Consider the following 26,708-nt stretch of genomic DNA (forward strand, 5'->3'; position numbering starts at 1 on the left):
GATCGTAGATCGACCCGGGATCCATTCCTGACCCGTTCCGGAATGGATCCCGGCTCTGCGCTTCGCTCCGGCCCGGATGACGCCCACGAGACTTGAGGAAGAAGAGGCCTGACATGGCGACCGAAATCCGCGTACCCACCCTCGGCGAATCCGTCTCCGAGGCCACCATCGGCAAGTGGTTCAAGAAGCCGGGCGATGCGGTGAAGGCCGACGAGCCTTTGGTCGAGCTCGAGACCGACAAGGTCACGCTCGAGGTCAACGCACCGTCGGCCGGCGTGCTCGGCGAGATCGTCGCCAAGGAGGGCGATACGGTCGGCGTCAGCGCGCTGCTGGGCATGATCACGGCGGGCGACGGCAAGGCAGCCGCTCCCAAGGCCGAAGAGAAGAAGGCCGATACCGCGGTGGCGCAGGCTGCCGGCAAGGCTGGCGAGGCCACCTCGGCGGCTGCCGAGAAGAAGGCTGGCGAAGTCGCTGGCGACACGACGATCAAGCCTGCGACCAAGGCCGCCGATTCCGGTCCCGCCGTCAGCCGCCTTGCGGCCGAGAGCGGTGTCGATCCGGCATCGGTGAATGCCTCGGGCAAGGACGGCCGCGTCACCAAGGGCGACATGCTGGCCGCGATCGCGACCGGGCCGGCCGTTGCGGCCTCCGCGCCTGCCGCTCCGGTTCAGGTGCGTGCGCCGTCGGCTCCCGACGACGCCTCGCGCGAAGAGCGCGTGAAGATGACCAAGCTGCGCCAGACCATCGCGCGCCGCCTCAAGGAGGCCCAGTCCACGGCGGCGATGCTGACCACCTTCAACGAGGTGGATATGTCGGCGGTGATGGCGCTGCGCAACCAGTACAAGGACGTGTTCGAGAAGAAGCACGGCGTGAAGCTCGGCTTCATGGGCTTCTTCGTGAAGGCCTGCGTGCAGGCGCTGAAGGAGATCCCCTCCGTCAACGCCGAGATCGACGGCACCGACATCGTCTACAAGAACTACTACCATGTCGCGGTCGCCGTCGGCACCGACAAGGGCCTCGTCGTGCCCGTCGTGCGCGATGCCGACCAGCTCTCCATCGCCGGCGTCGAGAAGGCGATCGGCGTGCTCGGCAAGAAGGCCCGCGACGGCGCCCTCAAGATCGAGGACATGCAGGGCGGCACCTTCACCATCTCGAATGGCGGCGTCTACGGCTCGCTGATGTCGACGCCGATCCTGAACGCGCCGCAATCGGCGATCCTGGGCATGCACAAGATCCAGGAGCGCCCGATGGTCGTCGGCGGCCAGATCGTGGTGCGCCCGATGATGTACCTGGCGGTCAGCTACGACCACCGCATCATCGACGGCAAGGAAGCGGTGACCTTCCTCGTCCGCATCAAGGAGGCGCTGGAGGACCCGGCGCGTCTCGTTCTCGATCTCTGAGACATAGATAATATCGTCATGCCCGGGCCCGTCCCGGGCATCCGCGACTTTCCTTCCGGCCTTCCGAAGACGTGGATGGTCGGGACAAGCCCGACCATGACGGGCCGCTGAGAGGCTTTTAGTGATGTCCTACGATCTCGTCGTCATCGGAACCGGCCCCGGCGGCTATGTCTGCGCCATTCGCGCCGCCCAGCTCGGCCTCAAGGTCGCCGTGGTGGAGAAGCGCCGGACTCATGGCGGTACCTGCCTGAATGTCGGCTGCATTCCCTCCAAGGCGCTGCTGCATGCCTCCGAGATGTTCGAGGAAGCGAGCCACACCTTCCCGAGCCTCGGCGTCATCGTCGGCAAGCCCAAGCTCGATCTCAAGCAGATGATGGTCCACAAGCAGGAGACGGTGGACGCCAACGTCAACGGCGTCGGCTTCCTGCTGAAGAAGAACAAGATCGAGCCCTTCCACGGCACGGCCTCGATCCCGGCCGCCGGCAAGGTCGTGGTGACCGCCGAGGACGGCAAGACGCAGGAGCTGGAGACCAAGGCGATCGTGATCGCCACCGGCTCCGAGGCGATGGGGCTGCCGGGCGTCGAGATCGACGAGAAGACCGTCGTGACCTCGACCGGCGCGCTCGAGCTGACCGCCGTTCCCAAGGAGCTGCTGGTCGTCGGCGCGGGTGTGATCGGGCTCGAAATCGGCTCGGTCTGGAGCCGTCTCGGCGCCAAGGTCACGGTCGTCGAATATCTCGACCGCATCCTGCCCGGCATGGATGACGAGATCGCCAAGCAGTTCCAGCGCATCCTGAGCAAGCAGGGTTTCGAGTTCAACCTCGGCTCCAAGGTCACCAAGGTCGAGAACGGCAAGAAGGGCGCGACCGTCACCGTCGAGCCGGCAGCCGGGGGCGAGGCGAAGACGCTCTCGGCCGATATCGTGCTGGTCGCGATCGGCCGCCGCCCGAATACGGACGGGCTTGGGCTTGAAGCTGCAGGCGTCGCCACCGAGCGCGGCCGCGTCGTCATCGACGATCACTTCAAGACCAATGTCGCCGGCATCTATGCCATCGGAGACGTGGTGCGCGGCCCGATGCTCGCCCACAAGGCCGAGGACGAGGGCATGGCTGTCGCCGAGATCATCGCCGGCAAGGCCGGTCATGTGAATTACGACGCGATCCCGAGCATCATCTACACCGCGCCGGAAGTCGCCGCGATCGGCAAGACCGAGGAAGAGCTCAAGGCCGCGGGCGTCGCCTACAAGACCGGCAAGTTCCCCTTCACGGCCAATGCCCGCGCGCGCGCCATCAAGCACACCGAGGGCTTCGTGAAGTTCCTGGCAGATGCGACGACCGACCGCGTGCTGGGCTGCCACATCATCGGCCCTCATGCCGGCGACCTGATCGCCGAGGTTACGGTGCTGATGGAGTTCGGCGGTTCGGCGGAAGATCTCGCCCGCACCTGCCACGCGCATCCGACGCTGGCCGAGGCGGTCAAGGAAGCCGCGCTCGCCGTGGACAAGCGCCCGATCCATATGTGAGGCGGCGCCTGTCAGCGATCGAAACCGATCGTTCAGCCCGCAGGCGGCATTATGCGCCGCATGAAGCCATCGAAGAGCGGTACCGTAAAGGCGGTATCGCCATGCGATGGAGCGAAGATCATGCCTTTCGAGATCAGGCTGTTTCTCAACGGGGCGACCGCCGTAACCTTGCGGCCGAGCTGCTCCGCGATATCGCCTGATCGATGTGGGCCTGGGCCGAGCTCAGCCATTGCTCTGACATACAGCTTTTCCGACGGTGTCAGCCGATCGAACCGTACGCGGAAGAAGCTTGCATCCAGTTCTGCAAGCGCATTGATCGTGGCTTGCTCTGCATCCGCGGAACTGATCGGAGAGGCATCGGCTACATCCCAGCTATGCTTTCCCCATTCCTGCAAGAAATACGGATAGCCACGTGTCTGATCAATGATCGTGCTGATTGCGACGGCGTCGAACGCAATGCCCTCTTTTTCTGCTGGAACACAAAGCGCTTTTGTTGCTGCGGCCGTGTCCAGTCGATCGACAAGAACGAAAGCGAAAAGCCGTTCCGCATAGGATTTCGCTCGACCCGTGTGGCCGACAAGTTGCGGTAGCCCGGCAGCCATCATGGTCACCGGTAACTGCATTTGGCTTGCCGCGTGCAAAGCTGTGATCAGCGCCGCCAGTTGCTCTTCCGGGACATACTGCAGTTCGTCGATATAGAGAACGACGGCCGTGCCCGCAGCGCGCGCAGCCTCTCCAACCGTACGAAGCAGGGCCGTGAGATCACTGTCGAGATCGCCGCTATCCGCCAGCCCTTTCTCGGGTTCGACATCGATGCCGATCTCGATGTCTCCGTACTTCAACTTCATTGCGCCGACAAAACCGGCGAGCCCGGATAGGGCGCGTCCGATCATCGCCTTGGTGGCCTCGATATGGCTCAGCCGCAGAAGCGTCGCCCGCATCGCTGGGGCGAGTGCGGCGGGCAGCGAGCGGCCCTCCGGAGCTTCGATCTGAATGCCTTCGATGCCGCGTGCTTCGGCGTCAATACGGATCCGGTTGAGAAGAACAGTCTTACCGACGCCGCGTAGTCCGTAGAGGATAAGGCTGCGGCTAGCCCGTCCGGCTCTGATACGGTCCAGCGCCACAGCGGCGTCTTCGATTATCTTGTCGCGCCCGGCAAGTTCGGGTGGCGGCGTCCCAGCGCCCGGTGCGTAGGGGTTGGTTCGCGGGTCCATCTATCGCTATCTTATGTAGGTTTATGCAATTTCGATAAACTGACATAAGAGAGCTATGTTTGCAATCGTCTTCGGTCACCCCCGCCTTGCGCGGAAAGCCGTCAGCGTGTTGCGCAGCAGGCAGGCGATCGTCATGGGGCCGACGCCGCCCGGCACCGGGGTTATCGCGCCCGCGACATTCAGGGCCTGCGCGAAATCGACGTCGCCGGTGAGCTTGCCGTCGGGCAGGCGGTTGATGCCGACATCGATCACCGTGGCGCCGGGCTTGATCCAGTCGGCCCGCACGAAATGCGGGCGCCCGACCGCGGCGACCACGATATCAGCGCGGCGCACGACGCTGGCGAGGTCGCGCGTGCGCGAATGGGCGATCGTCACCGTGCAATCGGCCTGCAGCAGCAATTGCGCGACCGGGCGGCCGACCAGCTCGGAGCGGCCGATCACGACGGCCTCAAGCCCGGCCAGCGTCGGCAGCACCTGCCGCAGCAGCAGCATGCAGCCCAGCGGCGTGCAGGGCACGAGGCCCTCCTTGCCCCCGGCGAGGCGGCCGGCATTGATCGGGTGGAGCCCGTCGACATCCTTGGCGGGATCGATGGCGTCGATGATCGCGCCGGAATTGATGTGCTTCGGCAGCGGCAGCTGCACCAGGATGCCATCGACCGAATCATCGGCATTCAGCGCTTCGATCTTGGCGAGGAGCTCGGCTTCGCTGGTCTCGGCGGGCAGGCGGTGGGCGACCGAATTCATGCCGATCTCGGCCGCGAGCCTCTCCTTGGAGGCGACATAAACGCGGCTTGCCGGGTCGTCGCCGACGAGCACGACATGGAGGCCCGGCACGGAACCGCCAGCGGACTTGATTGCCGCGATCTCCAGACCGATTTCGGCCCGCAGCGCGGCTGCCGCCGCCTTGCCATCGATGATACGCGCCTGATCCTGCATGTCAGAAATCCTCATCCTGTCCGCGAGCCGTCCTCATGCGGCATCGTCAGCAACGGGGCAAGCGTGTTGGCGACGCATCGCGGCGGCCAAGCGGCAACAGATGCCTGCGACCATGCCGGCTTGAGCATGCCGTCTTGATCTTGCCGGCTTGAACATGGTCTTGCCGCTGCCCATGCTGCCCGGTATCGACCAGACGAGGCGAAACCGCCGGCAGGAGAGTTGACGACGTGACCAGCGGTTTCGCTACGATACCAGCCTCTGCGAGCTACATGCTGCGGCAGACCCGCATTCCGCTCTGCCTGACCGACGGCAGTTCGCTTGCCGCCGACCGCGACGGGCTGGCGCTGGTCGATGTCGCGGTCGAGGATGGCCGTATCGCCTCGATCCTGCCTGCGGGCATGCAGGCACCCGCTGACGGGCCGCAATTCGACCTCGATGGCGGCATCGTGCTGCCGCGTCTCGTCGATGCCCATGTCCATCTCGACAAGGGCCATATCTGGCCGCGCCAGCGCAATCCCGACGGGTCCTTCATGGGCGCGCTGAACAGCGTCATGGCCGATCGCGAGGCCAACTGGTCGGCGGAGGACGTGCGTGCGCGCATGGAGTTCGGCCTGCGCTGCGCCTTCGCACATGGCACGGCGGCGATACGCACGCATATCGATTCACTGGGAAAGCAGATCGACATCTCCTGGCCTGTCCTGGCGGAACTGCGGGCTGAGTGGGCGGGACGCATCGCCCTGCAGGCCTCGCCGCTGTTCGGGATCCAGTTCGCGCTCGATGCCGGGCATATGAAGGCCGTGACCGCAGCTGTGAAGGCGCATGGCGACGGCATCTTCGGCTGCGTCAGCTACATGATCCCCGAACTCGACCAGGCGCTGGACATCATCTTCCGCATCGCCATCGAGAACGGCTTCGACCTCGATTTCCATGTCGACGAGACCAATGATCCCGCAGCGCGCTCGCTGGAGAACATCGCCGATGCCGCGCTGCGCCACCGCTTCACCGGCAGGATCCTGTGCGGGCATTGCTGTTCACTGGCCGTGCAGGGCCCCGACGACGAAGCGCGCATCATCGACAAGGTGAAGCAGGTTGGCATTGCGGTCGTCTCGCTGCCGATGTGCAACATGTACCTTCAGGACCGCGCGCCCGGCCGCACGCCGCGCTGGCGCGGCGTCACCGCCCTGCACGAGCTGAAGGCTGCGGGCGTGCCTGTCATGATCGCGTCGGACAACACGCGCGATCCGTTCTACGCCTATGGCGATCTCGACCTGATCGAAGTCCTGCGGGAGGGTACGCGCATCCTCCAGCTCGACCATTCCGGCGCGGACTGGGCCAATGCGGTCGCGCGGACACCGGCTGTTGCGATGGGGCATGCCGACCGGGGCGTGCTGGCTGCGGGCGGCGCCGCCGACCTGATCCTGACGCGCGCGCGTGACTGGACGGAGTTCTTCGCCCGTCCGCAATCCGACCGGACGGTGCTGGTCAACGGCAAGGCGATCGACACGACGCTGCCCGATCATCGCGAGCTGGATCATCTGATGGGTGCGCGGTCGTGATTCTCTGTCCGCTTCTCCAACCGCGCCGTCATCCTGGGCGACCGCAGGTCGTCCCGGGATCCATCGGAGGCCTCAGTGCCCTACGATGGATCCCGGCGCTTCGCTTCGCTAAGGCCAGGATGACGACGGAGGTTCGAGAGGACCCGTCCGTTGCAAGAGGGATTTGGTTCGTATGACCACCTACGACATCGCAGCCCTCAAGGCCCGGCTCTCCGGCATCCGCACCGAGGACAACCCGGCGCTGGTGAAGCAGAAGAGCCGCGACTTCTTCTGGTATTCGCCCGTTCTGAAACGCCAGCTCGACCAGGTCAGCGCCGATATCGTGGTCTCGCCGACAAGCGAGGAGCAGGTGCTGCAGACGCTCGCGGCGGCGCATGGCCTCGGCATCCCCGTGACGCCGCGCGGGACCGGGACCGGCAATTACGGCCAGGCGATGCCGCTATCGGGCGGCGTGCTGCTCGATCTGGCGGGCTTCAACAAGGTCAAGCGCATCGAGCACGGCCGCTATGTCGCCGAGCCCGGTGCGATCATGGCCCGGATCGACGACGAGACGCGGGCGCATTCGCGGCAGGAATTGCGGCTGCATCCCTCGACCTACCAGACCGCCTCGATCGGCGGTTTCATCGCCGGTGGCTCCGGTGGTGTCGGCTCGATCAAATGGGGCGGCTTGCGCGACTGGGGCAACATCATCCGGCTCAAGGTCGCGACGATGGAGGCAAGCCCGCGCATTCTCGAACTGGCGGGGGACGACCTGCACAAGGTCGCCCATGCCTATGGCACCAACGGCATCATCACCGAGGTCGAGATGCCGCTCGGGCCCGCCTATGACTGGGTCGACGTCATCCTCGGCTTCGACACGTTGCGCGCGGCGACGGAGTTCGCCAACCAGCTCGGTGAGCAGGATGGGCTGGCGCTGAAGAACCTTGCGGTCATCGCCGCGCCGATCGGCCAGGACTACTTTCTGCGCCACAAGAAGTTCCTGCCGCAGGGCAAGCATCTCGTCGTCGTCATGGCCGCAGATTTCGCGGTCGAGGCGCTGCTTGCCTATGCGCGTCGCTTCAGGGGCGCGGAGCTGTTGCTGCGCTCAGACAGGCTCTCGGCGGAGGAGGCCAAGGGCCTGCCGCCGGCTTACGAGCTGGGCTGGAACCATACGACGCTGCGTGCGCTGCGGGTCGATCCCGCGATCACCTATCTGCAGGTGCTCTATCCCTTTCCCAATCAGGTCGAGCTGGTGGAAAGGATCCATGCGCGGTTTGGCGACGAGGTGCTTTGCCACCTCGAATTCGTTCGCTTCGACGGCAAGATCACCTGCTTCGGCCTGCCGCTGGTGCGCTTCACCACGGAAGAGCGGCTCGACGAGATCATCGCTGTTCATGAGGAGATGGGTGCGCCGATCTTCAATCCGCACCGCTACACGCTGGAGGAGGGCGGCATGAAGCAGACCGACGATGCGCAGCTTGCCTTCAAGCGCGAAGCCGATCCTCAAGGGCTGCTCAATCCCGGCAAGATGATTGCCTGGGAGGATCCGGACTACGATTACCGTTCGGGCAAGACCTTCCTGTTCCGCAGTTTGTCCGAAGCCGGGGTCGGCTAAAAAAATTGTTGCGAAAGCAAGCCCTCATCCTGAGGAGCCGCGTCAGCGGCGTCTCGAAGGATGGTTCCAGAGCCGGCTGGAAGCTCCTTCGAGACGCCATTCCTGACGGAATGGCTCCTCAGGATGAGGGCTCGACGTGGTTTCAAGGATTTTCGACCATGCGCGTGCTCGTTCTCTACGCCCATCCCGACCCGGCCAGCTTTGGCGCCGGCCTGCACGCGGCGGTTGTCAGCAGCTTGCGGGAGGCCGGGCACGAGGTCGATGATTGCGACCTTTATGCCGAGGGTTTCGATGCGGTGTTGAGCCGGAGCGAGCGTGTCGGCTACCACGACATTGCGGGCAATACGGCGCCTGTGGCCGGCTATGTCGAGCGGGTCCGGGCGGCGGAAGCGCTGGTGCTGTGTTTTCCGGTCTGGAATTTTGGCTATCCGGCTATCCTCAAGGGTTTCTTCGACAGGGTGTTTCTGCCCGGCGTCTCGTTCAAGCTGGTTGCGGGCAAGGCCCGGCCCAATCTCTGGAACATCCGCAAGCTTGTGGCGGTCACCACCTATGGCGGCTCGCGCTGGCGCGCGCTGCTGATGGGAGATCCGCCCCGGAAACTGGTGTGCCGCGTGTTGCGCGCCGTCTGCCACCCGACAGTGCGGCCGCGTTACCTGGCGCATTACGACATGAACCGCTCTACAACCGAGAGTAGGTCCACTTTTGTCAAGAATGTCGCCAAAAACATAGGCTCTCTTTAAACCCGACATCGCATTGTCATCAGGCTGTCATCTTCGCAGCGGACTACGCAGCCGGCGAAGCGTCTTCCTTATCCGTCCAAGGATCGACCCCAAGGATTGACCGAGATGACCAAGGCTCTCGAGAAAAGCGTGGGGCGTGCGTTGCTCGTCACCGCAAGGCTACACCGGGCCCGCATGGGCGAGCGATTAAATGCGCTCGGACTGTTTCCGGGGCAGGAGCAGGCCCTCAAGGCATTGCAGGCGGCTCCCATGACCATGGGCGAACTCGCCACTCTGCTGCGGGTCAAGCCGCCGACCGTGTCCAAGACGATCGGGCGGCTTTCGCTGCAGGGTCTGGTGACGCGCGAAGGCGGCAACAAGGACGGCCGGCTGGTGCAGGTCGCGCTGACGGAGACCGGCCACAAGACGGCGCTCGAGCTCGACGCGGTCTGGAATCTGGTCGAGGACGAGTTGCTCGACAAGCTCGATGCCAAGGAGCGCAAGCAATTGCGCAAACTGCTGCGCAAGGCCGCCAAGGGTCTGTCCAAGGCCGGCGCCGACCATGACGATCCCGATGCCGATGGCGACGAGGCCGATAGCGACGCCTGATCGAAGCGGCGCCTGATTTACGCATGGAGCGCATGCGTTCAGGCGCTGGTCACGGCCTCTAAATCGGTTAAATCTCGGTTCGTCATTCTCCTTGCGCATGACGGGAACGGTATTGCCCGCCCAATCTCCCCACGCCCCCGATGAGGGCAGGTCGCGGCTCGTCGCCATCGGCCTGATGTGCGTCGCGGTCATCTGTTTTTCGCTACTCGATACCAGCGCGAAATGGCTGGGCGGTTCGATGGACCCGCTGCAGGTGGTGCTGGCGCGCTATGCGGGCAGCATGGCCATGGTCCTGGCGCTGTTCAACCCGTGGAGCCGGCCCGGCGTGCTCCGGACGAAACGGCCGTGGTTGCAGGCGGGGCGGTCGCTGCTTCTGCTCGGCTCGACCGCGCTCAACTTCATCGCGCTCCAATATCTGCAGCTTGCCGAGACGGTCTCGATCATGTTCGCGACGCCGCTGCTGGTGGCGCTCGTCTCCGGCCCGATGCTCGGCGAATGGCCGGGGCCGCGCCGGCTGGCCGCGATCGCGGTCGGCTTCATCGGCGTGCTCGTGATCACGCGGCCGGGGTTCGGCGGGATGCATCCGGCGGCGCTTCTTAGCGTGATCGGTTGCTTCTGCTACGCCTTCTATTCGCTGTCGACGCGGGTGCTCTCGGCCTATGACTCCTCCGAGACGACTATGATCTATTCCGGAGTCGCGGGCACGCTCGTCATGCTGCCGCTGCTGCCCTGGATCTGGACGACGCCACAGACCCCGCTGCCCTGGCTGCTGATGCTGGCGACCGGCGCGCTCGGCGGCTTCGGCCACTGGCTGCTGATCCTGGCGCATCGCCTGGCGCCTGCGACCGTGCTGGCGCCGTTCATCTATTCGCAGATCATCTGGATGATCGCGCTGGGATATCTCGTTTTCGGGCAGCTTCCCGACCGCTGGACCTTCATCGGGACGGCGATCGTGATCGCGTCGGGGCTGTACCTGCTCTATCGCGAGCGGGTGCGCCATGTGCCTGAGGATGCGGCGTCCGCCCGGCTGGATTGACGCTCACCGCGTCATTCTCGGGCTTGACCCGAGAATCTCTTGCAGGAGATGCTCGGGTCAAGCCCGAGCAAGACGGCTGGAGCGTCCGGCGCAGCCCGTCAGACCGTGACCTGCGTGCCGACCTCGACGACGCGGCCGGTCGGGATCTGGAAGAAGCTCGTGGCGTCCGTCGCGCTCTTGGTCAGGCCGATATAGAGATTGTCCTGCCACATCGGCATGCCCGATTGCGGCGAGGCCTTGATCGACCGGCGCGACAGGAAGAACGAGGTCGACATGATGTCGAACTTGAAGCCCTGCTTGCGCAGCACGGCCAGCCCCTTGGGGACGTTGGGGCTCTCCATATAGCCATACACCATGTCGACCCGCCAGAAATCGTCGGCGATGCGGGAGAGGCGCACGCGCTCCTCCTCGGCGATGCGCGGCGTGTCGGCCGAGCGCACGGTCAGGATGACGTTGCGCTCATGCAGGACCTTGTTGTGCTTCAGATTATGCAGCAGCGAGGCCGGCGCGGTCTCGGGGTCGCTGGTCAGGAACACCGCCATGCCCTTCACCCGCACCGGGGGGCTCTTCGAGAGCATGCCGACGAGTTCGAGCAGCGGCACATCCGTCTTGCGGGTCTTGTCGAACAGGATCTTGGTGCCGCGCACCCAGGTCCACATCAGGACGACGAGGCCGATCGCGAGCAGCACCGGCACATAGCCGCCATGCAGCAGCTTCAGCATATTGGCCGAGAAGAACGCCATGTCGACGACGAGGAAGGGCAGGATCACCGCCACGGCGGCCGGCAGGCTCCAGCCCCAGCTGCGGCGGATCACGATATAGGCCAGCAGTGAGCTTACCACCATCGTGCCGAAGACCGAGATGCCATAGGCGTGGGACAGGTTGGACGAGGTCTTGAAGGCCCAGACCAGGATCAGCACCACCACCAGCAGGAGCCAGTTGAGACGCGGGATGTAGATCTGCCCCGAGGTGTGCTCGGAGGTGTGGCGGATCTCCATGCGCGGGAGAAGGCCGAGCTGGATAGCCTGCCGCGTCAGCGAGAATGCGCCGGTGATCACGGCCTGGCTGGCGATGATCGTCGCGACCGTCGCCATGATCACGAAGGGCAGCAGCAGGCCCTGCGGCGCCAGCCTGTAGAACGGGTTGTCGATGGCGCTGGGGTCGGACAGGATCAGCGCGCCCTGGCCGAGATAGTTCAGCCACAGCGCCGGGAAGACCAGATAGAACCAGGCGCCCCGGATCGGGCCGCGGCCGAAATGGCCCATATCGGCATAAAGCGCCTCGGCCCCGGTGACGGCGAGGCAGACCGAGCCGAGCACGGCGAGCGAGACGCCGGCATGATCATAGAAGAAGCGCAGGCCGTAATAGGGGTTGATCGAGGCGAAAACGCTGAGATCGTCGGCGATATGGTAGATTCCAAGCCCCGCCAGCGTCAGGAACCAGACCAGCATCACCGGGCCGAAGAAGGACGCCATCTTATGCGTGCCGCCGCTCTGCACCATGAACAGCCCGACCATGATGACCGAGGCGATCGTCAGGACGTAATCGTTCAGGGCCGGCGTCACCAGCTTGATGCCCTCGATGGCCGAGAGCACCGAGATCGCGGGCGTGATGACCGTGTCGCCATAGAACAGCCCTGCGCCGATCATGCCGAGAAACAGCACGCCACGGCCGCGCACGCGTCCAAAACCGCGCTGGGCCAGCGCCACCAGCGTCAGGATGCCGCCCTCTCCGTTATTGTCGGCGCGCATCAGCAGCACGACATATTTCAGGGAGACGACGATCAGCAGCGACCAGAGGATCAGCGAGAGAACGCCGATGACGATATCGCGCGAAACGGCCGCAGCCTCATTTCCGCCGGTTGCGGCGAGGATGGTCTCACGCAGCGCGTAGAGCGGGCTCGTGCCGATATCGCCATAGACGACGCCAAGCGCGCCGAGCGCCAGCGCGGCATAGCCGGTCTTGGCATGACCCTGCTTGCTGGCGGCGCCATGCCCGTCATCGAGGCCGAAACGTGAATCCTCCGGCCGAAGGGTCGAAGGATTCGGTTGGTCATGCCCCATAGGGGATCTCCGCGCGTGCTGCGATGCAGCGAAAGGCCGGGGCCTCTAGCACAATGCGCACGGCGCGCAAAGGAGCGGCCGTGTCTTGGTGGTGCTACTCGGCAGCATCTGCGCGTCCGCCATAACGCCGGGCGACATAATTATCGACCATTGCCTTGAACTCGCCGGCGATGCCGGCGCCGCGCAAGGTCTTGACCTTCTTGCCATCGACGAAGACGGGCGCGGTGGGATCCTCACCGGTTCCGGGCAGGGAAATGCCGATATCGGCATGTTTGGATTCGCCGGGGCCGTTGACGATGCAGCCCATCACCGCGACGTTCAGGCTCTCGACGCCGGGATAACGGGTCTTCCACTCCGGCATGGAGGCGGAAATCCAGTCCTGGATATCGCGCGCCAGCTCCTGGAAGACCGTCGACGTCGTGCGTCCGCAGCCGGGGCAAGCGGCGACCAGCGGTACGAAAGCGCGAAAGCCCATGGTCTGCAGCAGCTCCTGCGCCGCCTTGACCTCGAGCGTACGGTCTCCGCCGGGTTCGGGCGTCAGCGAGAAGCGGATGGTGTCGCCGATACCCTCCTGCAGGAGGATGCCCAGCGCCGCCGAGGAGGCGACGATGCCCTTGGAGCCCATGCCGGCCTCGGTCAGGCCAAGATGGATGGCGTAGTCGGCGCGGCTCGCCAGCATGCGATAGACCGTGATCAGGTCCTGCACGCCCGAGACCTTGGCCGAGAGGATGATGTATTCCTTGCCGAGCCCCATCTCCTCGGCGCGCTGGGCCGAGAGCAGAGCCGATTGCACCATCGCCTCGCGCATGATGGCGCGGGCATCCAGCGGCCGGACGGCGAGCGCGTTCTCGTCCATCAGGGCGGTGAGCAGCTCCTGGTCGAGCGAGCCCCAGTTAGCGCCGATCCGCACGGCCTTGCGATGCTTGATCGCCAGCTCGATGATCTGGCCGAACTGACGGTCCTTCTTGTCCTTGAAGCCGACATTGCCGGGGTTGATGCGATACTTCGCCAGCGCCTCGGCGCAGGCGGGATGATCGGCGAGCAGCTTGTGGCCGATATAATGGAAGTCGCCGACGAGCGGCACATCGACGCCGATCCGGTCAAGCCGTTCCCTGATCTTGGGTACGGCGGCGGCGGCCTCGTCGCGATCGACGGTGATCCGCACCAGCTCCGAGCCCTGCCGCGCCAGCGCGGCGACCTGGGCCACCGTGCCGGCAATGTCGGCGGTGTCGGTATTGGTCATCGACTGGACGACGATGGGCGCGCCGCCGCCGACCACGACATGGCCGACCTTGACGGGAACGGTCAGCTGCCGGGCCAGGGGACCGGAGCGCTCCGCCGTCAGGCAAGAGAAAGCCCGCTCATTCATGGGTCAGCTTTATCATCTGGGTCAGCTTTATCATGAGCGCGCGCCCCGGCAATGCTCGCAACGGCCGACGATCTCGACAACCTGATGGGAAGGGGAGAATTGCCGGATCTGTGCGATCGCCGCCACGGCCTTTTTCATCGCAGGCGAGGAATCCTCGTCGACGCCGCCGCAAGCCTCGCAGATCAGGAAGGCGACCACCTCATCGGCGCCATGGCCGTGCAGGCAGGCGACATAGGCGTTGCGCGAGCTCAGGCGGTGGACGAAACCCTGCTCGACCAGGAAGTCCAGCGCCCGGTAGATCGAGATCGGAGCAAGGCGGCGCCCCCCGGCGGGCGAAATCCGGTCCGCCAGGTCATAGGCGCCCACGGGGCGGTGGTCGGCATGAAGCGCCTCCAACGCCTTGCGGCGGATCGGCGTCATCCGAAGTCCGCGTTCCCGGCAGATGCGCTCGGCGCGTGCGAGGGCCTCCGAAGCATGGCGGCGGTGGTCATGCGCGTGCTGGCAGACCGTCTCGTCATGATCGTCATGCGTGTGGGCGTGTGGCTGCATTTTCGTCATGTTGCGTTGCAAAGACACATCGGGCAACGTGCCGCGTCGGTCGTCATTTCCTGCGGAATTCCTGTTGCGACCCGAACCTAAGCACTTTCTCAGCGATTGTCAGGAGCCTTGACGCTCATGTTCCTCAAAGACCGTGCCGCCGCCATCACCGGATCGACTTCGGGCATTGGCCTAGCCTATGCCCGCGCCCTCGCCAAGGAGGGCGCCCATCTCGTGATCAACGGCATCATGCCGCCAGACGATGCCGAGAAGCTGCGCTCCGGGCTCGAAGCCGAATTCGGCGTCAAGGTGCTGTTCTCCTCGGCCGACATGACCAAGCCTGCCGAGATCGCCGGCTTCATCGCGCAGGCGGAAGCCGCCTTCGGCGCTGTCGATATCCTGATCAACAATGCCGGCATCCAGCATGTCGCGCCGGTCGATGAGTTCCCGATCGAGAAATGGGACCAGATCATCGCGATCAACCTGTCCTCGGCCTTCCACACGACGCGCGCCGCCCTGCCGAAGATGAAGGCGAAGGGCTGGGGCCGTATCATCAACACAGCCTCGGCGCATGCCTTCGTCGCCTCGCCGTTCAAATCGGCCTATGTCGCCGCCAAGCATGGCATTGCCGGCTTCACCAAGACGGTGGCGCTGGAGGTCGCGACCAAGGGCATCACCGTGAACGCGATCGCGCCCGGCTATGTCTGGACGCCGCTGGTCGAGAAGCAGATTCCCGACACGATGAAGGCGCGCAACATGACCAAGGAGCAGGTCATCAACGACGTGCTGCTCGAGGCGCAGCCCACCAAGGAGTTCGTCACCGTCGAGCAGGTCGCGGCGCTCGCGCTCTTCCTGTGCACCGATGCGGCAAAGTCGATCACCGGCGCCACGCTTCCGATGGATGGCGGCTGGACCGCGGCGTGACCGGGCGCCGCAAGAGCACTTCGGGCGCGATCAAGGGGCTCGCCGGTCCCAAGGCGGAAAAGACCGTCTCGATCGCGCTGCAGGGCGGGGGCGCGCATGGCGCCTTCAGCTGGGGGGTGCTCGATGCGATCCTGGAGGACGGCCGGCTCGCGATCGAGGCGATGTCGGGCACCAGCGCGGGCGCCATGAACGCCGTCGTGCTGAGCGAAGGCTGGATCGAGGGCGGGATCGATGGCGCGCGCACCAAGCTCGAAGCCTTTTGGCGCACGATCAGTGTCGACGGTAAATATGGCGGCTCGGAGCGCTCGCTGATCGACACCATGCTGGGGGCCTGGAGCAATGGCCGCCCGCCGGGGCTGCTCTGGTTCGAGATGTTCTCGAAGGTGGCGAGCCCCTATGACGTCAACCCGCTCAACATCAACCCCCTGCGCGCGGTGATCTCGGATCTGATCGATTTCGAGAAGGTGCGGGCCTGTGATCAGGTCAAGCTCTACATCGCCGCCACCAATGTCCGCTCGGGCAAGATCAAGGTGTTCAATGGTCCCGAATTGACGGCCGACCATCTGATGGCGTCGGCCTGCCTGCCGATGCTGTTCCAGGCTGTCGAGATCGCGGGCGAGGCCTATTGGGACGGCGGTTATATGGGCAACCCGGCGCTCTACCCGCTCTATTACGGGGCCGAGTGCGACGACATCATGCTGGTGCAGATCAATCCGCTCCTGCGCAAGGAACTGCCGACCAATGCCCGCGCCATTCAGGACCGTTTGAACGAGATCACCTTCAACGCCTCACTCCTGCGCGAATTGCGCGCAATCGAATTCGTCAACCGCCTCGTCGATGCCGGCAAGCTCAAGACCGACGAGTACAAGCGCGTGCTGATGCATCGCATCGATGGTGGGCCGCCTTTGGCGCTGCTGACCTCGTCGACGCGGATGAATTCGGAATGGGACTTCCTGTTGAAGCTACGCGACATGGGCCGCGCTGCGGCCCGTCGCTGGCTGAAGCGCAACTACCGGGCGATCGGGGAGGTCGGCACGCTCGACCTGAAGGAGGCGATCTCGTAGATATCGCTCGGATATCTCTCAGCCCTCATCCTGAGGAGTGGCCGAAGGCCGCGTCTCGAAGGATGCTCCAGATGGTTCTCGAGCCTCATGGAGCATCCTTCGAGAGGCCGCTTTGCGGCTCCTCAGGATGAGGGCTGAGATGTCCGAGTGCTCCCTGCCATAGCCACCCGAAGACCATCCGAACCGAAAGACCCGCGCCCCATGACCAAGCTGATCGTCACCGCCGGCCCCTTCACCTTCGATGCGAAGCTCGAGCTGGAAGCCGCGCCCAAGACCTGCGCGGCGTTCCTTCGCCAGATGCCGTTCGCGAGCAAGATCGTGCATGTGCGCTGGAGCGGCGAGGGCGTCTGGATGCCGCTCGGCGATCTCGATTTCGGCGTGGGCTACGAGAACCACACGAGCTATCCGGCGCCGGGCCAGATCATCCTCTATCCCGGCGGCATCAGCGAGACCGAGATCCTGCTGGCCTATGGCGGCGTGCATTTTGCCTGCAAGATGGGCCAGCTCGCCGGCAACCATTTCATCACGCTGACCTCGGGCCTGGAGAACCTCTACACGCTCGGCCGCAAGACCTTGTGGGAAGGCGCGCAGGACATCCGCTTCGAGCTGGCCTGAGAGGGCTTTGGCCGGACCCCAGTCACCAATGAGAACGGCGCCGGGGAGTACCCGGCGCCGTTTTTGTGTCAGCTCGATTTTCCGAGGGAGTGGTTTTCAGCTGAAACCGGGTCATCCCGGACAAGCGGCCCTCGGGTCCTGCCTTCGGCAGGCCCAAGGACAGGCTCCGCCGCGCCGATCCGGGATCCATTCCGGAACCTCCATCGGAAGCGCTCCGGAATGGATCCCGGGTCTACGCTTCGCTGCGCCCGGGATGACGGCGCGTTTTCCAGCGCAGGCAGCGTGCTTCACGACAAGCTAGTAACCAGCGCGCGAGCCCTTCAGGCCGCGGGAGCCACGGGTTCGTCGGGCGTTGCCGGCTCGTCGGCGGGGGTTGCAGGCTCGGGCGTCACATCGGGCTTGCGGCAGAGCGCCAGCATGGCGCGCGCGATTTCGGCCTCGCCCATGATGGTCAGCGTGGCGCCGCATTTGGTGAGGTGCTCGACCTCGGCGTCGGAATGCGCGCGGGCGACGATCGGCAGTTCGGGGTTGTCGCGACGGGCCTGCTGGCAGACCTGACCAGCCTCGAAACTTTCCGGGATCGCCACGAAAAGCCGCTTCGCGCGGGCAAGGCCGGCGGCCGCCAGCACCACCGGGTCGGCTGCATTGCCGATCAGCAGTTCGGCGCCGTCGCGCCTGGCTGCCAGGATGGCGTCGGGCTGCTCCTCGATGACCAGCAGCTTCTCGCCCTGCGCGATCAGGCCGGTACCCAGCAAACCGCCGACGCGGCCATAGCCGACGACGATCATATGGTCGGAGAGGGTCGTGGGCACGATGTCGAGCTCGGGGGCGGGTCTGGTCTTGGCCTCGGGTTCCGGCTCGGGCGTGGCGGCGTTCGGCTTGGGCTTGGCCGGGCTGACCTCGCCGGCGAAACGGTCGACGAGGGCAAAGAGCACCGGGTTCAGCAGGATCGAGAGGATCGCGCCGGCCAGGATCAGATCGCGTCCCTGCGGCGGCAGGATCGCCAGCGATACGCCGAGGCCGGCGAGGATGAAGGAGAACTCGCCGATCTGCGCCAGCGAGGCCGAGATCGTCAGGGCGACGGCGTTGGAGCGCCCGAAGGCGCGCACGATCAGCCAGGCGCCGACCGACTTGCCGATCAGGATGATCGCCAGCGTTCCCAGCAAGGGCCCCGGCGCGCGGAACAGGATGCCGGGATCGAACAGCATGCCGACCGAGACGAAGAACAGCACTGCGAAGGCATCGCGCAGCGGCAGCGTCTCCTCGGCGGCGCGCTGGCTGAGGGGCGATTCATTCAGGATCATGCCGGCGAAGAAGGCGCCGAGCGCGAAGGAGACCCCGAACAGGCTGGCGGAGATGTAGGCGACGCCGAGCGCCACCGCCAGCACGGCAAGGCGGAACAGCTCGCGCGAGCCGGTATGGGCGACCCAGTGCAGGATCCACGGGATGACGCGGCGCCCGACGATCAGCATGAAGGCGAGGAAGGCGATGAGCTTGGCGAAGGTGAGGCCCAGCACGCCCCACAGGCCGAGATCGAAGCGGGTCGCCAGCGGGCCTGTGCCCGTGGTCGAGGCCGTTCCGTTCAGCACATCGGCGAGCACGGGGAGCAGCACCAGGGCGAGGACCATGGCGATGTCCTCGACGATCAGCCAGCCGATCGCGATCTTGCCTTTCTCGGTCTGGACGAGCCGGCGTTCCTGCATGGCGCGCAGGAGCACCACGGTGCTCGCCGTCGAAAGCGCGAGGCCGAAGACGGCGCCCGACGCCCAGTTCCAGCCGAGCGACAGCCCGAGTCCGAGGCCGAGCAGCGTCGCGATGCTGATCTGCACGAGGGCGCCGGGCACCGCGATCGCCTTGACCGAGAGCAGATCCTTCAGGGAAAAATGCAGCCCGACGCCGAACATCAGCAGGATGACGCCGATCTCGGCCAGCTCATTGGCGAGGTTCTGGTCGGCGACGAAGCCCGGAGTGAACGGCCCAACCGCAACGCCGGCGACGAGATAGCCGACCAGAGGCGAAATGCGGAGTTTCTGGGCCAATGCCCCGAAGACAAATGCAAGGCCGAGGCCCGCGACGAGAATGGCGATCAGCGGGCCGTGATGCATGAGTCTCCCAGGGCGGTGAGCGTTGTCGGAACGAACAAAAATGATGTTTCCGACAATGGCGTCTCAGCCCGTCGATTTCAATAAAAAGGCAGCACAATCATTGGCATGAAGGTAAAAAAATCCCCGCCCGACCGGCATCGAGCATCGCTTTTCGGCTGTGAGCCGGCTTGCGATCTGGGAAGGGAGTCATCAGGGCAAGTCCGGTGCGGGAGGGACCGGAGGCGGCGTGCACTTAAGCCTTCGGCTTTTCCAGCAGGACCTGGCCCTGCTTCTCGACGCCCAGGCGCAGCTTCTCGGCGAAGACCGCGAGCACCCAGGGCAGCATGACCTCGACGCGCACCAACGCATCCTCGACATCGAGCTTTCCGCGCACGGTGTAGCCCAGCGCGGCGACGCCGAAGCGCAGGCTGTCGCCTTCCCAGCTCTCCTCGACGAGCTGCATCTTCACCATGCCGAGCCTGTCGCGAATGCGGTCGATCCCGCCACGAAGCCGGGCGATCGCGCCTTCACGGCCGAGATCGTGGGAGATGGTTATGCTGACGGGCTTGGCCATGGCGCTTCTAGGACTCCGCTCGGATCGACATCTTATGAATGGCGATGCCGCCAGTCGATTTCCAGAGAGCGGGGGCGCAGTGCCGATATCATGAGGAATGAGTTTTGCCGGCCGGCACGAACCTGGGCCGCGCCGACCCGTTCCGGGCTGCCCCGGAACGCAGCAGTAGGTCTTTGATTTTGCATCGGCTTCTTCCGAAAACCGCGTTCCACTTTTCGGGCCGATGCTCTAGCCGTGTTCGCTCAGCGTGCGCTGGCCGATCTCGGTGACGCGCCAGATCGCGCCGTCGGCTTCGACGAGTCCGCGATCCCTGAGGTTGAGCAGCATCGAGTCGTCGAAGATGAAGTGGCGGGTTTCCTCGTCGATGCTCTCGAGCGCGATCCACTCCGGATCGGACAGGACACAAGGATGCGCGGTCTGGAGGTGCTGAGCGTGCATGAGCGTCTCCTTCTCGGTGCGAGCAAGTTCTCGGTGTAAGCAAGCAGCCTTTCAATTCGCATCCAATCTTGGCCGGCCGATGACAGCGATGGGCGAAGGCAGGGCATTTTCACGATCATTCTGAGTCGCGATATGAGCCGGTTCGCGATCTTTCTCGGCCTCGTCCGGAACTCTGCGCCTGCTCTTTCGTTCTTTGGCCATGACCGAACCTGTAAACGGAGAGCCCGCCATGGCGACGATGAACACCTTTCCCCCTGATGCGCCGAAGGATTGGGACGAGGCCCGCGACGAGGTCGACAGCGCAACGAGCGGTCTGCGCGCCAAGGCGGCCGACATGGCCGGCAGGGCCAGCGAGACGGTCAAGGACGGCTATTCCCGCGCGAAGGATGCGTTGACGGAGACCGACCCGGTCGAGGCGGCCCGCGAGGGCGGCGAGGCTGTGATCCGCGCCGTCGAGCGCCATCCTCTGGCGGCCTTCGGCCTAGGCGCGCTCAGCGTCGGCCTGATCGCCTGGGCGAGCCTGCGCGGCTCGCAGCCAGCCTCGCGTTTCGAGCGCTACCAGCCGGATTACGGTCGCCTGCGCAGCTTGTTCCAGGACTATAGTTCAGACGCGGCGCAGACCGGCGAAAGCGCGCTCAAGAGCGGCGGGAAGCTGCTGCGCGCCTATGGCGACAATGCCGGCGATTATGCCGATCGCGCGCGTGAATATGCCGATTACGGCAGCCGCATGCTGGCCAAGCGCGCCGAGCGCGAGCCGATCGCGGCCCTGCTGGGCATCGGCATCGCAGTCTATTTCATCGGCTCGCTGCTGACCTCGTCGAGCGAACCGGCTCCGGCCCGCAGGCGCACGGCGAAGCGCTAAGAGCGCTCGCAGGCGGGACAGAGACGATAAAGGCCCCGCAGCGCAAGCTGCGGGGCCTTTTCATTCCGAACGGCGGGCCGTCTCAGCGAACGACCCTCCGCGCGTGATCAGTACCAGCCGTAATAGCCGCGGCGGCCGTAATAGCCCCGGCCGTAATACGGTCCCGAAGAAGCCGCGCCGATGATGGCGCCGCCGACGACGCCGGCGGCGACACCAGCCGCAACCGCGTTGCCGGCCTCGTTCGAAGCGCGGCGGTTTTCGGTGTAATTTGCAGAACGGCACTGCTGATAAGCGCGCGTGCCGGGGCGGAAGCCCTGGGACTCACAGGTCACTTCGGCGTCGGCAAGCGACTCCTGCGCGGTCTGGCAACCCGCGAGAACCGCCGCCAAAGCCCCGACAATCAGAATGGTACGCATAGGTTTTCCTTTTTTCAGCCTCCCATCGGCCGCCCGGACTAAAATGCACGCGATGGGGGAGGTCAAGGAAAACAGCGCCTTTTAGGTTAAATCTGCCTGTGGATTTCCGGGAATACTGCGCTAATCGACGCTCTATTGGTCAACCATTCTTGCGGGCGGGCTTCTCGACGACCTTGCCGGAGCGGGACAGCAACGCGATGGCGAGGGCCGGCTTGCCGGATTTCTCCGCGATGATCTGGTCCTGTTCCATGATGGCCTCGCGCGCCGGCTCGTCGCCATCCAGGCCGCCGAGCAGGGAGGTCGGCACGCGCCGGTTCGATGTGCGCGAGCCGTCCTCATAGACGACGTCGAACATCACGAACTCGGCCTCGAGCGGCTTTGATTTCTTGCGGGCCATGATCGCATCCTCTTCGATGTTGGCGAGACCGGCGTCGTGCGGCGGCGTCGCTGGGCCCGGCGCGAAGCTGGAGGCGAGGGCGGGCCCGAATGATGATGCGGGACGCCTAGACCATGGATCGCGGCAGCGCAACGCATCGCCGCGGGGTTTGAGCCTCGATTGCATGCGTTTGCGGTGAGGCCGGGAGGCTGCGCGAGAATTTGAAGACCGTTCGAGACGTCGAGCCCTCATCCTGAGGAGCTGCGAAGCAGCGTCTCGAAGGATGCTCCAGATGGTTCGGGAACCTCCTGAATCATCCTTCGAGACGCCATTCCCAGGGAATGGCTCCTCAGGATGAGGGCTTGGGGAATCTTGAGAGGTCGCCTACGGGTTCGACGCGGGCTTGTATTTGCGGCAAAGCATCCGATCATGGGTGGCGGCCGCCGCCGCATACCCACCGCTTTCAGGACAGGCCCGATGCCGCGATCTCCCCTGCTGCTTTCCATCGCCTTGCTCGGCACTGTCACGCTCGGCGCCTGCGCCTTCCACACCTCGCGGACGAGCATCGTCGTGATCACCGATTCCAAATCCGTGGTGGAACCCTGCACCAAACTGGGGGAGATCAACGGCGATTCGACGATTGGAGCGATCCTGCTGACCGACAAGGCACGCGACACCGCCATCGCGCGGCTGAAGATCAGGGGCGCCGAGCTCGGCGGTACCCATGTCTTCTCGACGGTCGCGGACATCAAGTGGAAGGGGCCCGACACTGCGGGCACCGTCTACAAATGCGGGGCGTGACCGCGGGCCCCGGCTGCCGAGTTCAGAGCTTGGTCAGCCACTCGTGCTCGACGGCGTTGTGGAATTTCCACGTCCGCTTCGGCCCGGCCATGACGTTGAGATAATACAGGTCGTAGCCGTGGCAGGTGGCGCAGGGGTGATAGCCCTTCGGCACCAGCACGACATCGCCGTCCTCGATCGCCATGGCTTCGTCGAGGCTGCGGTCGTCGGTGTAGACGCGCTGGAAGCCGAAACCCTGCGGCGGGTTCAGGCGGTGATAATAGGTCTCCTCGAGATAGGATTCGGCCGGCAGGTCGTCGCGATCATGCTTGTGGGGCGGGTAGCTCGAGGTGTTGCCGGCCGGCGTGATGACCTCGACGACGAGCAGGGAATCGGCCGGTTCGCCTTCAGGCAGGATGTTGGTGACGTAGCGCGTGTTCGTGCCCTTGCCGCGCACCTCCTGGCCGAGATCGTCGGGCGCGATGACCCGGACCGGCAGGCCGCCGCCAAGGCCGGGCGCTGCGCAGATGGCCAGTTCGAGCTCGGTCTCGGCCGTCACCGACCAGTCCGAACCCTGCGGGACATAGACCGACCAGGGCTTGCCCTCGAAGGGCGACATGCGTTCGCCGAGCAGGCCGAGCTCCTGTCCGCCGGCCTGGACCCTGCCCTTGCCGGTGATGAAGACGAGGCAGATCTCACGGTCGCCGGTCTTGGCCGACACGGTCTCGCCGGGCTTCAGGCGGTGGAGGTCGAAGCCGACATAGCCCCAGCCGGCGGTTTCCGGCGTGACATGGGTGACATGGCCGGTACCGGCCTTCGGCTTGATGAGGAGATGGGACATGGCGGGTCTTCCTTTGCGACCGATGACATATTCAGCCCTCATCCTGAGGAGCGGGCTTGCCCGCGTCTCGAAGGATGATCCGGAGCGCGCTGGAGCATCCTTCGAGACGCCGCTTCGCGGCTCCTCAGGATGAGGGCTGAGGAATAGTGGCGTCAGGCCAATCCGGCTTGCGCAATGAAGCGGGTCAGATTGGCGTGGCCGAGCTTTGCGTAAGTGGCGGGCTCGGCTTTCTTGGGGTCCTGCTCGGCCTCGACGACGATCCAGCCGGAATAGCCGTGCAGCTCCTTGAGCACGCGGACATAGTCGATCAGCCCGTCGCCCGGCACGGTGTAGACGCCCGCCAGCACCGAATCGAGGAAGGACCAGTCTTCGGCATTGGAGCGCTGCATCACCTCTTCGCGGATGTCCTTGCAGTGGACATGGCGGATGCGGGATTTGTAATGGCGCGCGATGCGGGCAGGGTCGCCGCCGCCCCAGGTGGCGTGGCCGGTGTCGAGGAGGAGGTGGACGGGGTTCTTCGTCACCGCCATGAACCGGTCGATCTCGGCCTCGGTCTGCACGACCGTGCCCATGTGGTGGTGATAGACCAGCTGCAGGCCGTATTGCGCCTGGATCGCCTCGGCGAAGGCGGTATAGCGCGCGCCGAATTGCTGCCAATCTCCCTTTGCCAGAACCGGGCGGGCCGAGAGCGGCAGCGATCTGTCGGAATGGATCGCGTTCGAGGTTTCGGCGGCGATGAAGACCGTGCAGCCCATCGCCTTCAGCAGCGTCGCATGGGCCGCGGCTGCCTCAAGCTCGGCCTCGACCTCGCGGACGAGCAGTTCGGTAGAATACCAGCCGCCGACCAGCGCGTGGCCGTGCTTTTCAAGGACCGGCCGGAGCGTGGCCGCGTCGCGCGGGAACTTGTTGCCGAGCTCCATGCCGACGAATCCTGCCTGATGCGCTTCGCTCAGGCAGGTTTCGAGCGGGATGTCGCCGCCGATCTCCTGCATGTCGTCATTCGACCAGCCGATGGGGTTCGCGCCGATGCGGATCATGTCACGGTCTTTCGTCTGTGGCGTGGGTATGGAGGCGATGCCGGTTCCGCGTCATTGCGAGCGTAGCGAAGCAATCCAGGGCCGCGCGCGAGCCCTCTGGATTGCTTCGTCGCGGCGCTCCTCGCAATGACGGGGAGGGCGGCCATCGTGAAGCGCGAACCTCGCATGACGGTCAATCGCCGACGCGCTGTTGTTTCAGGCTGGCCTCATAGCTTGCCCGCGCTGCCTTGACCTCTTCACGCTCGCTGATTTCCGGCACCGCGACGTCCCACCAGGTTCCGCCGGCCTGCGTGGAGACCAGCGGGTCGGTGTCGACCACGAGCACGGTGGTGCGCGGGTTGGTCTTCGCCCGGACGAGCGCGGCTTCGAGTTCGGCGATGGAATCGAGCTTTTCGGAGATCGCGCCGAGGCTGGCTGCATGGGCGGCGAAATCAATCTCCGGCAACGTCTCGTGCTGCGAATCCGCCAGCAGGTTGTTGAACCCGGCGCCGCCGGTCGCGAGCTGGAGCCGGTTGATGCAGCCGAAACCGCGATTGTCGAGCAGCACGATCGTCAGCTTCAGGCCGAGCATGACCGATGTCGCGATCTCGGAGTTCAGCATCAGATAGGAGCCGTCGCCGAGCATGACGACCACCTCCTTGTCGGGCCTGGCCATCTTGGCGCCCAGCCCTCCGGCGATCTCGTAGCCCATGCAGGAGAAGCCGTATTCGGCATGGTAGGAGCCCGGCGCTCCGGCCTGCCAAAGCTTGTGCAACTCGCCCGGCAGGCCGCCGGCCGCATGCATCAGGATGATGTCGCTGCCCATGGCCCGCTGCACCGCCCCGATGATCTGGGCGTCGGAGGGGAGGGCGGCGTTGGTCGGCGCGGTGACCTTGGCGGCAGTCGCCTGCCATTCCGCCTTGCCGGCGCGTGCATTGTCGCTCCAGCTCGCGGGCGCCTTGTAGCCGCCGGCAGCGGCGGCGAGCTCGGCGAGGCCTTCGCGGGCATCGGCGACCAGTGGCAAAGCGCGGTGCTTGGCTGAATCGAAGGCCTGCACGTTCAGCCCGATGATCCTCTTGGCGGCATTGCCGAAGAGCGCCCATGAGCCCGTGGTGAAATCCTGCAGCCGCGTGCCGATGGCGACGATCAGGTCGGCCTCTTCAGCGAGCCGGTTGGCTGCCGAGGTGCCCGTGACGCCCACAGCCGCCATGTTGAGCGGGTGAGCGTCGGGCAGCGCAGACTTGCCGCCTTGCGTCTCGCAGACCGGGATGCCGGTCGCCTCGACGAAGCGGGCGAGCTCTTCGCAAGCCTGAGAATAGAGAACGCCACCGCCGGCAATCACCAGCGGCTTCCTGGCGGCCTTCAGCGCTGCCACGGCGGCCGCGAGTTCGCTTCGGTCCGGTCTTGGGCGACGCGGGGTCCAGAGGCGCTCGGCGAAGAAGCTCTCGGGGTAGTCATAGGCTTCCGCCTGGGTGTCCTGGCAGAGCGCCAACGTGACCGGGCCGCATTCGGCGGGGTCGGTGAGGACCTGCATGGCGCGGTTCAGCGCAGGAATGATCTGTTCGGGGCGCGTGATACGGTCGAAATAGCGCGATACCGGCCTGAAACAGTCATTGGCGGAGACGGTGCCATCGCCGAAATCCTCGACCTGCTGGAGCACCGGATCGGGAATGCGGTTGGCGAAGACGTCGCCCGGCAGCAGCAGCAGCGGCAGGCGGTTGACATGGGCGAGCGCGGCCGCCGTCACCATATTGGTCGCGCCGGGGCCGACCGAGCTGGTCACCGCCATGAAGCGGCGGCGCATATGGGCCTTGGCGAAGGCGATGGCGGCATGGGCCATCGCCTGCTCGTTATGGGCGCGGAAGGTCGGCAGCGTCTCACGCTGGCCGTGCAATGCCTCGCCAAGCCCCGCGACATTGCCATGGCCGAAGATCGCCCAGACGCCGCCGAAGATCGGCAGGCGCTGCCCATCGATCTCGGTGAACTGGCGGCTGAGGAAGCGGGTCAGCGCCTGCGCCATCGTCAGGCGAACGGTGCTCGTCATCGGCTTTCCTGTGTCACGCTATGATCAAACGAAAACACCTGGGTCATCCCGGGCGAGTGGAGCGAGACCCGGGATCCATTCCAGAGCCTTTCCGGCAGGAGTTCCGGAATGGATCCCGG

The 26,708-nt window shown here is 65.2% G+C and carries 25 protein-coding genes; 12 read left to right on the forward strand and 13 right to left on the reverse strand.

Annotated elements, in window-relative coordinates; all coding sequences use genetic code 11:
* The first annotated feature begins 113 nt into the window (after nucleotides 1–113).
* A complete protein-coding gene (gene odhB / locus C4S73_RS15865; RefSeq protein WP_103873483.1) occupies nucleotides 114–1,400 on the forward strand; it encodes a 2-oxoglutarate dehydrogenase complex dihydrolipoyllysine-residue succinyltransferase in 1,287 nt (428 codons plus the stop codon).
* Between the two features lie 124 nt (nucleotides 1,401–1,524).
* Nucleotides 1,525–2,922, forward strand: coding sequence for a dihydrolipoyl dehydrogenase (lpdA, locus tag C4S73_RS15870; protein WP_103873484.1), 1,398 nt, complete (start codon nucleotides 1,525–1,527; stop codon nucleotides 2,920–2,922).
* Nucleotides 2,923–2,954: 32 nt separating this feature from the next.
* Here the strand turns inward: lpdA and C4S73_RS15875 are convergent, their stop codons facing one another.
* Together C4S73_RS15875 and folD are read right to left on the reverse strand one after the other, a co-directional pair.
* Nucleotides 2,955–4,136 carry an ATP-binding protein gene (locus C4S73_RS15875; RefSeq protein WP_103873485.1) on the reverse strand — a complete coding sequence of 394 codons (1,182 nt, stop codon included), beginning with the start codon at nucleotides 4,134–4,136 and terminating at the stop codon, nucleotides 2,955–2,957.
* A 75-nt stretch (nucleotides 4,137–4,211) separates the two neighbouring features.
* Nucleotides 4,212–5,072: a bifunctional methylenetetrahydrofolate dehydrogenase/methenyltetrahydrofolate cyclohydrolase FolD gene (folD, locus tag C4S73_RS15880; protein WP_103873486.1), complete on the reverse strand. Its 861-nt coding sequence runs from the start codon at nucleotides 5,070–5,072 to the stop codon at nucleotides 4,212–4,214.
* Nucleotides 5,073–5,299: 227 nt separating this feature from the next.
* Here folD and C4S73_RS15885 point away from each other — a divergent pair, with 227 nt between their 5' ends.
* The 5 genes from C4S73_RS15885 to C4S73_RS15905 all read left to right on the forward strand — a co-directional run bounded on the left by C4S73_RS15885 (nucleotide 5,300) and on the right by C4S73_RS15905 (nucleotide 10,586).
* Nucleotides 5,300–6,628 carry a cytosine deaminase gene (locus C4S73_RS15885; RefSeq protein ID WP_103873487.1) on the forward strand — a complete coding sequence of 443 codons (1,329 nt, stop codon included), beginning with the start codon at nucleotides 5,300–5,302 and terminating at the stop codon, nucleotides 6,626–6,628.
* A gap of 172 nt (nucleotides 6,629–6,800) precedes the next feature.
* Nucleotides 6,801–8,222, forward strand: coding sequence for an FAD-binding oxidoreductase (locus C4S73_RS15890; RefSeq protein WP_103873488.1), 1,422 nt, complete (start codon nucleotides 6,801–6,803; stop codon nucleotides 8,220–8,222).
* 158 nt (nucleotides 8,223–8,380) lie between these two features.
* Nucleotides 8,381–8,962 (forward strand): NAD(P)H-dependent oxidoreductase, encoded by a 582-nt coding sequence (locus C4S73_RS15895; RefSeq protein WP_103873489.1) that lies wholly within the window; start codon nucleotides 8,381–8,383, stop codon nucleotides 8,960–8,962.
* Between the two features lie 105 nt (nucleotides 8,963–9,067).
* The gene (locus C4S73_RS15900) at nucleotides 9,068–9,550 is read left to right on the forward strand and encodes a MarR family winged helix-turn-helix transcriptional regulator (protein ID WP_103873619.1); all 483 of its coding nucleotides are present in this window, start codon (nucleotides 9,068–9,070) and stop codon (nucleotides 9,548–9,550) included.
* A gap of 112 nt (nucleotides 9,551–9,662) precedes the next feature.
* Nucleotides 9,663–10,586 (forward strand): DMT family transporter, encoded by a 924-nt coding sequence (locus C4S73_RS15905; protein WP_244595620.1) that lies wholly within the window; start codon nucleotides 9,663–9,665, stop codon nucleotides 10,584–10,586.
* Between the two features lie 98 nt (nucleotides 10,587–10,684).
* Here the strand turns inward: C4S73_RS15905 and C4S73_RS15910 are convergent, their stop codons facing one another.
* From C4S73_RS15910 to C4S73_RS15920, 3 genes are all read right to left on the reverse strand, one after another.
* Nucleotides 10,685–12,649 (reverse strand): potassium transporter Kup, encoded by a 1,965-nt coding sequence (locus tag C4S73_RS15910; RefSeq protein WP_103873491.1) that lies wholly within the window; start codon nucleotides 12,647–12,649, stop codon nucleotides 10,685–10,687.
* Between the two features lie 94 nt (nucleotides 12,650–12,743).
* On the reverse strand, nucleotides 12,744–14,018 hold the full coding sequence (gene ispG, locus C4S73_RS15915) for a flavodoxin-dependent (E)-4-hydroxy-3-methylbut-2-enyl-diphosphate synthase (protein ID WP_103873492.1): 1,275 nt from the start codon (nucleotides 14,016–14,018) through the stop codon (nucleotides 12,744–12,746).
* Nucleotides 14,019–14,048: 30 nt separating this feature from the next.
* A complete protein-coding gene (locus tag C4S73_RS15920; protein WP_244595621.1) occupies nucleotides 14,049–14,576 on the reverse strand; it encodes a Fur family transcriptional regulator in 528 nt (175 codons plus the stop codon).
* Between the two features lie 117 nt (nucleotides 14,577–14,693).
* On the opposite strand from C4S73_RS15920, the gene C4S73_RS15925 reads away from it, so the two are divergent.
* The 3 genes from C4S73_RS15925 (at nucleotide 14,694) to C4S73_RS15935 (ending at nucleotide 17,158) form a co-directional block, all read left to right on the forward strand.
* Complete coding sequence (locus C4S73_RS15925) at nucleotides 14,694–15,479, forward strand: 3-hydroxybutyrate dehydrogenase (RefSeq protein WP_103873493.1); 786 nt, start codon at nucleotides 14,694–14,696, stop codon at nucleotides 15,477–15,479.
* Entirely contained in the window at nucleotides 15,476–16,543 is a 1,068-nt protein-coding gene (locus tag C4S73_RS15930; protein ID WP_103873494.1) for a patatin-like phospholipase family protein, read from the forward strand. The genes C4S73_RS15925 and C4S73_RS15930 overlap by 4 nt, the downstream gene beginning before the upstream one ends.
* Nucleotides 16,544–16,744: 201 nt before the next feature.
* Nucleotides 16,745–17,158 carry a DUF3830 family protein gene (locus tag C4S73_RS15935; RefSeq protein WP_103873495.1) on the forward strand — a complete coding sequence of 138 codons (414 nt, stop codon included), beginning with the start codon at nucleotides 16,745–16,747 and terminating at the stop codon, nucleotides 17,156–17,158.
* Between the two features lie 320 nt (nucleotides 17,159–17,478).
* Here the strand turns inward: C4S73_RS15935 and ybaL are convergent, their stop codons facing one another.
* The 3 genes from ybaL to C4S73_RS15950 all read right to left on the reverse strand — a co-directional run bounded on the left by ybaL (nucleotide 17,479) and on the right by C4S73_RS15950 (nucleotide 20,254).
* Nucleotides 17,479–19,263, reverse strand: coding sequence for a YbaL family putative K(+) efflux transporter (ybaL, locus tag C4S73_RS15940; protein WP_103873496.1), 1,785 nt, complete (start codon nucleotides 19,261–19,263; stop codon nucleotides 17,479–17,481).
* A gap of 232 nt (nucleotides 19,264–19,495) precedes the next feature.
* Nucleotides 19,496–19,816 (reverse strand): polyhydroxyalkanoic acid system family protein, encoded by a 321-nt coding sequence (locus C4S73_RS15945; protein WP_103873497.1) that lies wholly within the window; start codon nucleotides 19,814–19,816, stop codon nucleotides 19,496–19,498.
* Nucleotides 19,817–20,044: 228 nt separating this feature from the next.
* Nucleotides 20,045–20,254 (reverse strand): hypothetical protein, encoded by a 210-nt coding sequence (locus tag C4S73_RS15950; protein ID WP_103873498.1) that lies wholly within the window; start codon nucleotides 20,252–20,254, stop codon nucleotides 20,045–20,047.
* Nucleotides 20,255–20,483: 229 nt separating this feature from the next.
* Between C4S73_RS15950 and C4S73_RS15955 the strand changes: the two genes are divergently transcribed.
* On the forward strand, nucleotides 20,484–21,116 hold the full coding sequence (locus C4S73_RS15955; protein ID WP_103873499.1) for a hypothetical protein: 633 nt from the start codon (nucleotides 20,484–20,486) through the stop codon (nucleotides 21,114–21,116).
* 107 nt (nucleotides 21,117–21,223) lie between these two features.
* Here the strand turns inward: C4S73_RS15955 and C4S73_RS15960 are convergent, their stop codons facing one another.
* Complete coding sequence (locus C4S73_RS15960; RefSeq protein WP_103873500.1) at nucleotides 21,224–21,532, reverse strand: hypothetical protein; 309 nt, start codon at nucleotides 21,530–21,532, stop codon at nucleotides 21,224–21,226.
* A 139-nt stretch (nucleotides 21,533–21,671) separates the two neighbouring features.
* Nucleotides 21,672–21,929, reverse strand: a complete 258-nt coding sequence (locus C4S73_RS15965) for a hypothetical protein (protein ID WP_103873621.1) — start codon at nucleotides 21,927–21,929, stop codon at nucleotides 21,672–21,674.
* A 456-nt stretch (nucleotides 21,930–22,385) separates the two neighbouring features.
* On the opposite strand from C4S73_RS15965, the gene C4S73_RS15970 reads away from it, so the two are divergent.
* The gene (locus C4S73_RS15970) at nucleotides 22,386–22,709 is read left to right on the forward strand and encodes a hypothetical protein (protein WP_103873501.1); all 324 of its coding nucleotides are present in this window, start codon (nucleotides 22,386–22,388) and stop codon (nucleotides 22,707–22,709) included.
* A 22-nt stretch (nucleotides 22,710–22,731) separates the two neighbouring features.
* On the opposite strand, the gene iolB is transcribed toward C4S73_RS15970, so the two are convergent.
* From iolB to iolD, 3 genes are all read right to left on the reverse strand, one after another.
* Nucleotides 22,732–23,529, reverse strand: a complete 798-nt coding sequence (gene iolB, locus C4S73_RS15975; protein ID WP_103873502.1) for a 5-deoxy-glucuronate isomerase — start codon at nucleotides 23,527–23,529, stop codon at nucleotides 22,732–22,734.
* Nucleotides 23,530–23,681: 152 nt separating this feature from the next.
* Complete coding sequence (gene iolE, locus C4S73_RS15980; protein WP_103873503.1) at nucleotides 23,682–24,566, reverse strand: myo-inosose-2 dehydratase; 885 nt, start codon at nucleotides 24,564–24,566, stop codon at nucleotides 23,682–23,684.
* A 172-nt stretch (nucleotides 24,567–24,738) separates the two neighbouring features.
* On the reverse strand, nucleotides 24,739–26,589 hold the full coding sequence (gene iolD, locus C4S73_RS15985; RefSeq protein WP_103873504.1) for a 3D-(3,5/4)-trihydroxycyclohexane-1,2-dione acylhydrolase (decyclizing): 1,851 nt from the start codon (nucleotides 26,587–26,589) through the stop codon (nucleotides 24,739–24,741).
* Nucleotides 26,590–26,708: the final 119 nt, after the last annotated feature.

It is taken from the genome of Allobosea lathyri (genome assembly GCF_900108245.1).
Taxonomy (GTDB): domain Bacteria; phylum Pseudomonadota; class Alphaproteobacteria; order Rhizobiales; family Beijerinckiaceae; genus Allobosea; species Allobosea lathyri.

What these genes read in the sequence shown, in the direction of transcription:
- odhB (WP_103873483.1), top strand. Translation starts at nt 114, where the DNA reads ATGGCGACCGAAATCCGCGTACCCACCCTCGGCGAATCCGTCTCCGAG.
- lpdA (WP_103873484.1), top strand. Translation starts at nt 1,525, where the DNA reads ATGTCCTACGATCTCGTCGTCATCGGAACCGGCCCCGGCGGCTATGTC.
- C4S73_RS15875 (WP_103873485.1), bottom strand. Translation starts at nt 4,136, where the DNA reads ATGGACCCGCGAACCAACCCCTACGCACCGGGCGCTGGGACGCCGCCA.
- folD (WP_103873486.1), bottom strand. Translation starts at nt 5,072, where the DNA reads ATGCAGGATCAGGCGCGTATCATCGATGGCAAGGCGGCGGCAGCCGCG.
- C4S73_RS15890 (WP_103873488.1), top strand. Translation starts at nt 6,801, where the DNA reads ATGACCACCTACGACATCGCAGCCCTCAAGGCCCGGCTCTCCGGCATC.
- C4S73_RS15895 (WP_103873489.1), top strand. Translation starts at nt 8,381, where the DNA reads ATGCGCGTGCTCGTTCTCTACGCCCATCCCGACCCGGCCAGCTTTGGC.
- C4S73_RS15900 (WP_103873619.1), top strand. Translation starts at nt 9,068, where the DNA reads ATGACCAAGGCTCTCGAGAAAAGCGTGGGGCGTGCGTTGCTCGTCACC.
- C4S73_RS15910 (WP_103873491.1), bottom strand. Translation starts at nt 12,649, where the DNA reads ATGGGGCATGACCAACCGAATCCTTCGACCCTTCGGCCGGAGGATTCA.
- ispG (WP_103873492.1), bottom strand. Translation starts at nt 14,018, where the DNA reads ATGAATGAGCGGGCTTTCTCTTGCCTGACGGCGGAGCGCTCCGGTCCC.
- C4S73_RS15920 (WP_244595621.1), bottom strand. Translation starts at nt 14,576, where the DNA reads ATGACGAAAATGCAGCCACACGCCCACACGCATGACGATCATGACGAG.
- C4S73_RS15925 (WP_103873493.1), top strand. Translation starts at nt 14,694, where the DNA reads ATGTTCCTCAAAGACCGTGCCGCCGCCATCACCGGATCGACTTCGGGC.
- C4S73_RS15935 (WP_103873495.1), top strand. Translation starts at nt 16,745, where the DNA reads ATGACCAAGCTGATCGTCACCGCCGGCCCCTTCACCTTCGATGCGAAG.
- ybaL (WP_103873496.1), bottom strand. Translation starts at nt 19,263, where the DNA reads ATGCATCACGGCCCGCTGATCGCCATTCTCGTCGCGGGCCTCGGCCTT.
- C4S73_RS15945 (WP_103873497.1), bottom strand. Translation starts at nt 19,816, where the DNA reads ATGGCCAAGCCCGTCAGCATAACCATCTCCCACGATCTCGGCCGTGAA.
- C4S73_RS15950 (WP_103873498.1), bottom strand. Translation starts at nt 20,254, where the DNA reads ATGCACGCTCAGCACCTCCAGACCGCGCATCCTTGTGTCCTGTCCGAT.
- C4S73_RS15955 (WP_103873499.1), top strand. Translation starts at nt 20,484, where the DNA reads ATGGCGACGATGAACACCTTTCCCCCTGATGCGCCGAAGGATTGGGAC.
- C4S73_RS15960 (WP_103873500.1), bottom strand. Translation starts at nt 21,532, where the DNA reads ATGCGTACCATTCTGATTGTCGGGGCTTTGGCGGCGGTTCTCGCGGGT.
- C4S73_RS15965 (WP_103873621.1), bottom strand. Translation starts at nt 21,929, where the DNA reads ATGGCCCGCAAGAAATCAAAGCCGCTCGAGGCCGAGTTCGTGATGTTC.
- C4S73_RS15970 (WP_103873501.1), top strand. Translation starts at nt 22,386, where the DNA reads ATGCCGCGATCTCCCCTGCTGCTTTCCATCGCCTTGCTCGGCACTGTC.
- iolB (WP_103873502.1), bottom strand. Translation starts at nt 23,529, where the DNA reads ATGTCCCATCTCCTCATCAAGCCGAAGGCCGGTACCGGCCATGTCACC.
- iolE (WP_103873503.1), bottom strand. Translation starts at nt 24,566, where the DNA reads ATGATCCGCATCGGCGCGAACCCCATCGGCTGGTCGAATGACGACATG.
- iolD (WP_103873504.1), bottom strand. Translation starts at nt 26,589, where the DNA reads ATGACGAGCACCGTTCGCCTGACGATGGCGCAGGCGCTGACCCGCTTC.